General features: G+C 70.2%; 10 protein-coding genes. 2 read left to right on the top strand and 8 right to left on the bottom strand.

The features are described from left to right. Position 1: 1 nt before the first annotated feature. From HB662_RS20345 to recG, 3 genes are all read right to left on the bottom strand, one after another. Positions 2-733 (bottom strand): ABC transporter permease subunit, encoded by a 732-nt coding sequence (locus HB662_RS20345; protein ID WP_168052174.1) that lies wholly within the window; start codon positions 731-733, stop codon positions 2-4. Beyond that, a complete protein-coding gene (locus tag HB662_RS20340; protein WP_168052172.1) occupies positions 733-1464 on the bottom strand; it encodes an ABC transporter ATP-binding protein in 732 nt (243 codons plus the stop codon). The genes HB662_RS20345 and HB662_RS20340 overlap by 1 nt, the downstream gene beginning before the upstream one ends. Positions 1465-1544: 80 nt before the next feature. Beyond that, entirely contained in the window at positions 1545-3617 is a 2073-nt protein-coding gene (recG, locus tag HB662_RS20335) for an ATP-dependent DNA helicase RecG (protein WP_342449551.1), read from the bottom strand. Positions 3618-3797: 180 nt separating this feature from the next. On the opposite strand from recG, the gene HB662_RS29360 reads away from it, so the two are divergent. Both HB662_RS29360 and mfd read left to right on the top strand, forming a co-directional pair. Further along, a complete protein-coding gene (locus tag HB662_RS29360) occupies positions 3798-4055 on the top strand; it encodes a succinate dehydrogenase assembly factor 2 (RefSeq protein ID WP_280865276.1) in 258 nt (85 codons plus the stop codon). Then, entirely contained in the window at positions 4052-7666 is a 3615-nt protein-coding gene (gene mfd / locus HB662_RS20325) for a transcription-repair coupling factor (protein ID WP_168052168.1), read from the top strand. The genes HB662_RS29360 and mfd overlap by 4 nt, the downstream gene beginning before the upstream one ends. A gap of 5 nt (positions 7667-7671) precedes the next feature. Here mfd and HB662_RS20320 read toward each other — a convergent pair whose 3' ends face one another. The 5 genes from HB662_RS20320 to HB662_RS20300 form a co-directional block, all read right to left on the bottom strand. After that, positions 7672-8331 carry a DsbA family protein gene (locus tag HB662_RS20320; protein ID WP_171970265.1) on the bottom strand — a complete coding sequence of 220 codons (660 nt, stop codon included), beginning with the start codon at positions 8329-8331 and terminating at the stop codon, positions 7672-7674. Positions 8332-8363: 32 nt separating this feature from the next. After that, on the bottom strand, positions 8364-8753 hold the full coding sequence (locus HB662_RS20315) for a DUF4345 domain-containing protein (protein ID WP_342449550.1): 390 nt from the start codon (positions 8751-8753) through the stop codon (positions 8364-8366). Between the two features lie 26 nt (positions 8754-8779). After that, entirely contained in the window at positions 8780-8950 is a 171-nt protein-coding gene (locus HB662_RS20310; protein WP_168052166.1) for a hypothetical protein, read from the bottom strand. A 269-nt stretch (positions 8951-9219) separates the two neighbouring features. Next, a complete protein-coding gene (locus HB662_RS20305) occupies positions 9220-9588 on the bottom strand; it encodes a hypothetical protein (protein WP_168052164.1) in 369 nt (122 codons plus the stop codon). Positions 9589-9682: 94 nt separating this feature from the next. Beyond that, positions 9683-10762: an extracellular catalytic domain type 1 short-chain-length polyhydroxyalkanoate depolymerase gene (locus tag HB662_RS20300; protein ID WP_245185782.1), complete on the bottom strand. Its 1080-nt coding sequence runs from the start codon at positions 10760-10762 to the stop codon at positions 9683-9685. Between the last annotated feature and the right edge of the window lie 8 nt (positions 10763-10770).

The raw sequence follows: 10770 nt of genomic DNA, 5'->3' as shown, positions 1-10770 counted from the left end.
CTCAATCCGCCTTCCGCTGGTCGATCGCGATGGTGTTCGCGAACAGGAAGAAGGCCATGAAGGAGGCGAAGAACACGACGTCCCGCGCCGAGATCACGCCACGGGTGAAGCCGCCGAGGCGTTCCGTGATGCTGATGCCGCGGGCGATATCCGCCAGCTGCGGCACGCGCTGCGACAGGAACTCCGTCACCACCGGGCTGCCGGCGGCGGTCAGGAAGAAGCAGGCGGCGACCGCGAGCACGAAGGCGATGACCTGGTTCTTCGTCAGCGCGGAAATCGCCGCGCCAACCGCCAGGAAGGCGCCGGCCACCATCAGGCAGCCGAGATAGCCGGTCAGGATCACGCCGTTATCCGGATTGCCGAGCACATTCACCGTGATGACCAGCGGGAATGTCAGCGCCAGCGCGATGGCGCAGAAGGCCCAGGCGGCGAGGAACTTGCCGACCACGGCCTCCCACTGCGCCAGCGGCAGGGTGAGAAGAAGCTCAATGGTGCCCAGCCGGCGTTCCTCGGCCCAGAGCCGCATGGTCAGGGCCGGGACCAGGAACAGGAACAGCCAGGGCACGAAGGTGAAGAAGGGCTGCAAATCCGCCTGACCGCGGGCGAAGAAATTGCCCAGCGTGAAGGTCAGCGCGCCGGCCATCACCAGGAAGATGACGATGAAGACATAGGCCACGGGCGTGGCGAAGTAGCCCGCCAACTCGCGGCGAAAGACGGTGACCAGGCCGCCCATCACGCTGCCTCCACTTCGGGGAGGGTGAGGGCGCGGAAGACGGCGTCCATGGTCGGTCCCTTCGCGGCAAGTTCCGCCGGCGTCGCATCCGCCACCACGCGGCCGCGCGCGATGACCACGGCGCGGGTGCAGACGGCGGCGACTTCCTCGAGGATATGGGTCGAGATGACGATCGCCTTCTCCGGCGCCATGGCGCGGATCAGGTTGCGGACCTCGTGCTTCTGGTTCGGGTCGAGGCCATCGGTCGGTTCGTCCAGCACCAGCACGGCGGGGTCGTGCAGCAGCGCGGCGGCCAGGCCGACGCGGCGCTTGAAGCCCTTCGAAAGCGTCTCCACCGGCTGCAGGCGGACACCCTCGAGCTGGGTGAGGGCCATGGCGTGGGCCACGCGGTCATTCAGCGCCGAGCCATGGAAGCCGCGGGCACGTCCGCAGAATTGCAGGAAGCCGGTGACGGTCATCTCAGGATAGGTCGGCGCGCCCTCGGGCAGGAAGCCCAGATGGCGCTTCGCCGCCACTGGCCGGTCCACCACATCCTCGCCGCAGATGCGGGCGGTGCCGGAGGTGGGCGTCATGAAGCCCGCCAGCATCCGCATGGTGGTGGATTTGCCGGCGCCATTCGGGCCGAGGAAGCCCAGCACCTCGCCCTTGGCGACGGAGAAGGTCACGTCATCGACGGCCGTGAAACCCCCGAAGCGTTTTGTCAGGCGCTCGATCTCGATCAGCGCAGTCAAAGCCGGCACCCCCCGGAATACACAGCGCCGCGATTAAGGAGGCGGGGGGATGGATGCAACCCCCCACCCGCGCAGCCGGGTTACCCGGCGTCCAGCGTCGCCAGCGTCGTGTCATGCCCGAACAGCCCCAGCAGGCCGAGCGCCGCCTGCCCACGCGTCGTTTCCAACGGTGGATCACGATGCATCAGCAGGGCAGCGTCGCGGTGGGCGAGGTGGGTGAGCCGGGCGACCTCCTCCGCCTCCTCGCGCGGGTCCAGCAGCCGGGCGCCGGGCAGGCCCGATTGCCGGGCGCCGAGCGCCTGGCCGCCACCACGGGTGAACAGATCTTCCTCGGCGATCCGGAAGCCATCCTCCGTATCCCGCAGCACCAGCAGGCGGCGCTTCTCGGCTTCCCCAAGCGCCGGGGAATGTACCAGCAGGCAGGAGGACGGCTTGGCGCCGCGGCCGACGCGGCCGCGAAGCTGGTGCAGCGCGGCCAGCCCGAAGCGTTCCGCCTGCTCGATCAGCATGATGGTGGCGTCCGGCACGTCCACGCCGACCTCGATGACGGTGGTCGCCACCAGAAGCTGGGTGGTGCCGGTGGCGAAATCGGCCAGCGCGGCCTCCCGCACCGCCAGATCCTGTATGCCATGCGCCATGCCGACCTTGCCGGGGAAGCGGGCGGCGAGTTCGGCGAAGCGATCCTCGGCAGCCACCGAATCGTCCCGTTCGCCGCCGGAGATGGCGCGCACCACCCAATAGGCGCGCTCCCCGCGGGCGATCGCCTCGCCCAGGCGGTCGATGACCTCCGGCAGCCTCTCCTGGCTGACGATGCGGGTGGCGATGGGCTGGCGGCCGGCGGGTTTGCCCTCGAGCCTGCTGACGGCCATCTCGCCCCATTGCGTCAGCAGCAGGGTGCGCGGGATGGGGGTGGCGGTCATCACGAGCATGTCCGCGTCCCGGCCCTTCTGCGCCAGCATCAGACGCTGGCCGATGCCGAAGCGGTGCTGTTCGTCCACCACGGACAGGCCGAGGTTGCGGAACACCACCGCCTCCTGGAACAGGGCGTGGGTGCCGACCACCACCTGCACCATGCCATCCGCCAGGCCGCGCAGCACCCGCTTGCGGGCGGCGCCCTTCACGCTGCCGGTCAGCAATTCCACCTGCACCCCGGCCGGGATGCAGAGTTTTTCCAATGTCCGCAGATGCTGCCGGGCCAGAAGCTCGGTCGGCGCCATCAGGGCGGCCTGGGCGCCGGACTCCACCGCCTGGAGCATAGCCAGCACTGCCACCAGCGTCTTGCCGGACCCCACATCGCCCTGCACCAGCCGCAGCATGCGGCGGGGGCTGGCCATGTCCTTGGCGATCTCGGCCAGCGCCTGGGCCTGGCCGGCGGTGGGTTCATGGCCGAAGGCGGCCAGCGCCCTGGCCGCCAGTTCCCCGGTGCCGGGCAGGGCGCGCCCCGGCCGGTCCCGCTGCCGCTGCCGCACCAGGGCGACGGCGATCTGGTGCGCCAGCAGCTCGTCATAGGCCAGGCGGCGGCGGGGCAGGGCGGGGATCGGACCTGTGGGGCGTTGCAGGGCGCGGATCGCCGCGGCAAAGCTCGGCCAGCCTTCCTGTGCCACCAGGGACGCATCGGCCCACTCAGGAAGATCCGGCAGAAGGGCGAGCGCCTGGTCCATGGCGTTGGCGATGCGCCGGCCGGTCAGTCCGCGCACCATGGGCCAGACCGGCTCGACCAGCGGCAGCGCCGTTTCCTGCTCCGCCACGGTCGGGTTCATCATGGCGAAGCCGTTGGCGCCTTCCGTCTGCACGCGCCCGGCGAGGAAGCGGGTCTCGCCGGGCGGCAGCAGCTTCAAGATCCAGGGCAGGCGGCCATTCATGAAGCGCAGCACCAGCGGCTGCCCGCCCGACTCGGCCCGCACCTCGACATAGCTGCGCTGGCTGCGGCCGGACCGGGCGGCGCGGTGGGCGGTGGCGACCACTTCCAGCACGCAATCCTGGTCGAGCGGCGCCTCCGCCGGCGTCGCGGCGCGGCGGCGGATCACCACGCGTTCCGGCAGGTGCAGCAGCAGGTCCAGCACGCGCGGCCCGCCCGCGGCCTCGGCCAGCAGGGCGGCCAGCGTGCGGCCGATGCCGGGCAGCCCGTCAAGCGGCGCCAGCAGAGGCGTCACATATGCCGGCGCATTTTGGGGGCCGCTTGCTGACAGGATTCCCATGGGCCTCTATATGACGTGGCGGGTTAGTAGCCCGACATCCCCCAGAACGCCGAGACCCTCAAGCTGACCGACCTCGACCCGACGTCCCATCCCGCTCCGGAACTCGACCAGCCGCTCGATCCCCGGCGGCGCCGGCTGAATTTCCGCGCCTGGCACCGCGGCACCAAGGAGACCGACCTGATGGTCGGCGCCTTCGTCGCCCGCCACATCGCGGCCTTCACCGAGGCGGAGCTGGATGAGCTGGAGCAGATCCTGGAATTGCCGGATGTCGATCTGGCCGATTGGCTGATGCAGCGCCGCCCGATTCCGGCCGATGTCGCCAGCCCCCTGCTGTCCCGCATGCTGGTGGAGTGCAACGAATCCGGCGCCGGGCTGCCGCCGCACCTGCGATGAACATCCTCACGGTCCATGGCGCGCCGGAAGGTTTCGATGCGCTGCTGCTCGCCCGGCGGCGGGCCGAATCGACCGGGCCGGTGCTGCATGTCTGCCGCGACGATGCGCGAATGGCCCGGATGGCGGAGGCGCTGTCCTTCTTCGCCCCGCATGTCGAGGTGCTGCGCTTCCCGGCCTGGGACTGTCTGCCCTATGACCGCGTCTCGCCCAACCCCGAGATCGTTTCCGAACGCGTCGCCACGCTGACCCGCCTGGCGGAGCCCGCCCGGGCGCCGCGCATCCTGCTGACCACCATCAACGCCCTGGTGCAGAAGGTGCCGCCCCGCGCGGCCTTCCAGGGTGCAACCCTGGCGCTGAAGCGCGGCGGGCGGGTGAAGCCGGAGAAGCTGACCGAGTTCCTGGAAGCCAATGGCTACCACCGCACCGGCTCCGTCATGGAACACGGCGAATACGCGGTGCGCGGCGGCATCGTGGACCTGTTCCCTTCTGGCCAGGGCGAACCCGTCCGCCTGGATTTCTTCGGCGACGAGATCGACGACCTGCGCGCCTTCGACACCGCCACCCAGCGCAGCGGTGCCAAGGTCGATGGCCTGGTGCTGCGCCCGGTGGGGGAGGTGTTCCTCGACCCGGCCTCGATCAGCCGCTTCCGGTCCGGCTACCGCGAATTGTTCGGCGCCGCGGCGGGGGAGGACCCGCTCTATGTCAGTGTCTCCGCCGGCCGCCGCCATCCGGGCATGGAGCATTGGGCCGGGCTGTTCCATGAGCACATGGAAACCCTGGTCGATCATCTGGGGGAAGGGGTTTCGGTTTCTCTCGACCACCAGACGGAAGATGCGCTCGGCGCCCGGCTGGAAATGGTGGTGGACCATTATGAGGCGCGGCGCATGCCGACGCGGGAAGGGGAGGTGCCGTATCGCCCCGCCCCGCCGGATCGCCTGTACATCGATCATGATGGCTGGATCGATATGCTGGAAGACGCGCGCGTCTTTCGCTTCTCGCCCTTCGACCAGCCGGAACACGCGGCGGGCATCGATGCGGGCGGCCGGCTCGGCCGGATGTTCAACGATGTGCGCGCAGAGGGCCGCAACGTCTTCCAGGCCTATGGCGAACACGCCGCCGCGCTGGCGAAGCGCAACATGCGCCCGGTGCTGGCGGCCTGGACCCGCGGGTCCCGCGAGCGCCTGGGCAACCTGCTGCGGGAGAACAACGTTCCGGCCGAGCTGGTGGAGAATTTCCTCGACGTCCAGAAGCTGAAGCTCGGCACGGTGGCGCTCGCCATCGTCGGCATCGAGCGTGGCTTCGTCGCACCCTCGGACAAGCATGCGGATGGCCTGGCGCTGGTCTGCGAGCAGGACCTGCTGGGCGAGCGCATCGCCCGCCCGCCGCGCCGCCGCAAGCGCGCCGACCAGTTCATCGCGGATGCGACGGAAATCGCGCAGGGCGACCTGGTGGTGCACCAGGACCACGGCATCGGCCGCTATGACGGGCTGGAGACGATCCGCATCAGCGAGGCGCCGCATGAATGCCTGCGGCTGATCTATGACGGTGGCGACAAGCTGTTCCTGCCGGTCGAGAATATCGAGGTTCTTTCCCGATTTGGCTCGGACGCCGCCGGCGTCGCCCTGGACAAGCTGGGTGGCAGCACCTGGCAGGCACGCAAGGCCAAGGCGAAGAACCGCATCCAGGACATGGCGGCGGCGCTGATCCGTATCGCCGCCGAACGGCAGACCCGCGACGCCCCCGCCGCGATTCCGCCCGAAGGTGCCTGGGACGAGTTTTGTGCGAGATTCCCCTTCGCCGAGACCGAGGACCAGCAGCGCGCCATTGCCGATGTGCTGGAGGATCTGGCCGCCGGCCGGCCGATGGACCGCCTGATCTGCGGCGATGTCGGCTTCGGCAAGACGGAGGTCGCGCTGCGCGCCGCCTTCGCGGTGGCGATGTCCGGCACCCAGGTGGCGGTGGTGGTGCCGACCACGCTGCTGGCCCGCCAGCATTTCCGCGTCTTCTCCACCCGCTTCGAGGGCCTGCCGATCAAGGTCGCGCAACTCTCCCGCATGGTGAATGCGAAGGATGCGCAGGCGGTGCGGGATGGGGTGAAGGACGGCACCATCAACATCGTCGTCGGCACCCACGCGCTGCTGGCGAAGTCGATCGCGTTCGCCGATCTCGGCCTGGTGATCGTCGACGAGGAGCAGCATTTCGGCGTCGCCCACAAGGAACGGCTGAAGCAGTTCAAGGCCGATGTGCATGTGCTGACGCTGACCGCCACCCCGATCCCGCGCACCCTGCAACTGGCGCTGACCGGCGTGCGGGAGATGAGCGTGATCGCGACGCCGCCGGTGGACCGCCTTGCGGTGCGCACCTTCATCACCCCCTGGGACAGCGTGGTGATCCGCGAGGCGATCCTGCGCGAGCGGTTCCGCGGCGGCCAGGTGTTCTGTGTCTGCCCGCGGCTGGAAGACCTGCCCCGGCTGCGCGAGCGCCTGACCGAGATCGTGCCGGAAGCCCGTATCGCGGAGGCGCATGGCCGCCTGGCGCCGACCGAGCTGGAACGGGTGATGACCGAGTTCGGCGACCAGAAATACGACATCCTGCTGTCCACCAACATCGTGGAAAGCGGGTTGGACATGCCGGCGGTGAACACGCTGCTGATCCACCGCGCGGACATGTTCGGCCTGGCCGGGCTGTACCAGCTTCGCGGCCGGGTCGGGCGCGGCAAGCTGCGCGGCTACGCCTACCTCACCTGGCCGCAGACGCACCGGCTTTCCGCGGCGGCCGAGAAGCGGCTGGAGGTGATGCAGACGCTGGACAATCTCGGCGCCGGATTCACCCTGGCGAGCCACGACCTGGATATCCGCGGCGCCGGCAACCTGCTGGGCGACGAGCAATCCGGCCATATCCGGGAAGTCGGCATCGAGCTGTACCAGCAGATGCTGGAGGATGCGGTGCAGAACCTGAAGTCCGGCGCCCGCGAGGATGCGCGGGAGGATCGAGACTGGACGCCGCAGATCAACCTCGGCCTGCCGGTCATGCTGCCCGAGGCTTATGTGCGCGACCTGCCCGTGCGGCTCGGCCTGTATCGCCGCATCGGCAGCCTGCAGACCGAGGCCGAGATCGAGGCCATGGCCGCCGAACTCGCCGACCGTTTCGGCAAGCTGCCGGCGGAGGCGGAGACGCTGCTGCAGGTGGTCTGGCTGAAGGCGCTGTGCCGGCAGGTGGGGGTGGAGAAGCTGGATGTGGGGCCGAAGGGCATCGTGCTCGGCTTCCGCGGCAACCGCTTCCCCAACCCGCCCGGGCTGATCGAATGGGTCACCGGCCAGCACGGCGCGGCCAAGCTGCGGCCGGACCACAAGCTGGCCTGGGCGCAGGAGATGCCCTACGAGGCGCGCATCCGCGCCGCGCGGGAATTGCTGAGCGCATTGGCCGAGGTGGCGCAGGGCAGGGTGCCGAAGGCCAGCGCGCCGCCGCCACCGCCCCCCGCGCCGGCCAAGTCGCCCGCCAAGGCCGCGCCGGCCTTCAAGAAAACGGTGTTCCGCGCCGGCAATGTGCCGCCGACGCCGAAGGGGGCTTCGACGAAGCCGATTCCCTTCCCGGGGCGGTGGAAGCGGTAGGGCGTCTAGCCCTCCACCACCGCCACATCCAGCAGCCGCTCGATCACCTCCGGCTCCTGCGCCCCGGCGATCGCGTGGCGGCCCTGCACCACGAAGCAGGGCACGCCGTTGATGCCCAGGCGATGCGCGCGGAGGTTGTCCGCGTGTACCGCCTCCGCCTCCGCATTGCCGGACAGCAGGCGACGGGTTGCGCCGGGATCCATGCCGAGGCCGGCGGCGATGGCGACCAGCACGGACACGTCGCCGATATCCTGGCCCTCGCAGAAATAAGCCTGGAACAGCGCATCCACGGCATCGGCCGCCACGCCATGCCTTTCCGCCAGCCGCACCAAGCGATGCGCGTCGAGCGAAGGCGGGATGCGGCGGATGCGGTCGAACTGAAAGCCAAGCCCCTCGCCACGGCCAAGTTCCGCGATGGTGGCGTGCAGCCGCCGGGCGCGGTCCTCGCCTCCGAATTTCCGGATCACGTAATCCTGCCGCGGCACGCCGCCGGGCGCGATGTCCGGGTTCAGCAGGAACGGGCGCCAAGCGATGTCGGCCGCGATGTCCGGGCGCGCCCGCAGGGTGCGTCGCAACCGGCGCGTGCCGAGGAAGCACCAGGGGCAGACGAGGTCGAAGACAACCTCGATCTGCAAGCGGGAACGAGGTGGGGCGAGAATGTTCACGGGCGGATGATAGCACCCTCCGGCGCCACGAGTCAGGCGGCGGCTTGCGGTGCCATGTTGCGTTCCGCTTCGCGCGCGACGCGCCCCTGCCACAGGCAGAGCAGCGGCGTAACCACCAGTTCCATCCCCAGCGCCGCGGCCATCGGTCCGCCGGGCCAGCCCTGGCCGAACAGCGCCGCCAGCCTGGCCAGGCCGCCGAGCACGACGATGGCGGTGAGCAGCCGGAAGCGTGCAGTGCGCGCCGGCAGTGCCGGAATGGTGCTCCAGAAGCCCAGGCCAATGCCGAGCAGCAGGCCGGAGAGGTAGCGGAAATGGCTGTCCTGTGCCGCATCCCAGCCGCCTGTTGCGCCGGCCACCATGCCGGGCCCCAGCACGACGCCGGCCAGACCGGCGAAGACCGGCACGCAGCCGCCAAGCGCCACGGCAATCCGCAGCAGGGGAAGCGAGCCTACCAGCGCGGCAGGGGGTCGTAGGGCTGCACCTGGGACGCGGGCTCGAACGCCGCGCGCACGACGTCGCCGGCGCCCAGGCTGGCGGCCGCGATCAGCATGACCGCGCCGACCAGAAGGACGGATCGCAGCAGGCGCTTTCGTCGGTTCGCGGAGGGGGCTGGTTGCATGGCGCGGACCCTAAGCCCAGCCGTGCTGGCGCGTCTACTCGTGGTTACAACCTCGGATCGTTGTCAGTATCCGGACGTCTTGCGCTTTCGTTGAGCCGCGATCTCCGACGCCAGGCCGGTGCCGCGGGCCCGTTTGGCTGAAGATCTACACTTTGCCTCGCCTTTGGTGCGATCTCGGCATGAGTGGCCCTGAACGGGCATCCAGGGAGACGAGATTCAGCCGGGACTTGGCGCGCTTTTCAAGGCAAGTGACGCATCTTCCCACGGCATCACGCGGCGTTCACATATTCCGGAGCGGAGGCCTGGAAGGCGGTTATGGCGCGCGTCGCGGCATCCCGCGTCGCCACCAGCGCGGCCAGCATGGCGCCGGCCTGCTTCACCGCGGCAGGCTCGCTCGAATCGAGGTCGGACACCTGTTCCTCCGCATGCCCGACGCCCTCGCTGAGCTGCTCGCGCAGCTCATCCAGCCTCTCCCGGATTTCCATCCGGTCGGCTTCCGGTGCGGCGATCCATTCGGCCGCGATGGTCTCCACTTCCCGCGCCATGCGACCGGGCGCAGCACCCTTGCCGGCCAGGGCCAGCAGCCGGGTCAGCGCCGCGTCGACAGGGCGCACCTGCCTCGGCTTGCGAGCAGCCATGATCATCCACCTACCTGGGGACTCGCATCGTATCATATTCTGGTTTTGTTCCAAGAGCCGATGCGGGTCGCCGATGCGTTTGGTGGCCGGGCCCTTAGCCCTCCAGGCTGTGCTGCGCGAAGAAGCGCAGCATGGCGGCGGAGGCGTCGGGCCCGCGCGGATCCGTGTAGCTGCCGGCGGCATCGCCGCCCGACCAGGCATGGCCGCCGCCATGCACCAGCCATTGCTCGAGCAGCACCCGCCCGGCCGGATCTGCGTGGCAGATGCGGGTGAAGCCGTGGCCGCCCGGCACCGTGCCCTGCGTGGTGCTGGCGCGCAGGCCCTCGGTGCCCGCGCGGGCGATTACCCGGTCGCCATTCACCGGATGCACCGTGGTGTCCCGGTCCGCATGGAAGACGATGGTCGGCACCGCCTTGCCGCCCGGCGCCAGCACCGGCGAGCCGCCCCGCATGGCAGCGAAGGCGGAAGGCACGTCCCGCGCCGCGCCGCAGGCCAGGCCGGAATGCACGCCGACCGCGGCGAACAGGTCCGGATAGGCCTCGCCCATGATGGCCGCGGCTGCACCGCCGGCGGATAGCCCCGCCGCATGCACGCGCTGCGCATCCACGGCATGGTCGCCCATCACCTGGCGCACCATGCCGGCGATCAGCGCCGGCTCGCCCCGATCGCGCGCCTGGTCGCCGGGCTTGAACCAGTTCCAGCAGCGCTGGGCGTTCGCCGCCTGGGTCTGGCCCGGATAGAGCACCAGCCGCGGCGTTTCCTCGGCCAGCGCGTTCATGCGGGTACCGGCGGCGAAATCCTCCGGCGACTGGGTGCAGCCATGCAGCATGACCAGCAGCGGCACCGGGCCGGCGGGCAGGTTGGCCGGGATGTACAGGCGGAAATCACGTTCCCCGGCCGCGCCGCTGAAGCCGCCGGACAGGAATCGAGCGCCGGCGGGCAGGGGGGGCGTCGCAGGGCGAGGTCCGCGGGCGTGCATCCCGGGGAAGCGTGTGGCGCCATCCGGGTCCACATCGAAGATCCGGCCGCGCGGGGCGGGTCGGGGCTTCGGCATGGGGCCCGATTTGGGCATGGGGCCGGGTTGCGGCGGGGCCGCCGGGCGGAAGCTGCCCTGCAGCAGCGCGGCGGCTTCCTTCAGCCGCCCTTGGCGGGTCAGCTTCAGGGCCTCGGCCATGCCGGCAG

The organism is Falsiroseomonas frigidaquae, from assembly GCF_012163145.1.
GTDB classification, from domain to species: Bacteria; Pseudomonadota; Alphaproteobacteria; order Acetobacterales; family Acetobacteraceae; genus Falsiroseomonas; species Falsiroseomonas frigidaquae.
The sequence above is the reverse complement of the archived record's forward strand: the minus strand, read 5'-3'. Positions and strand labels throughout refer to the sequence as shown.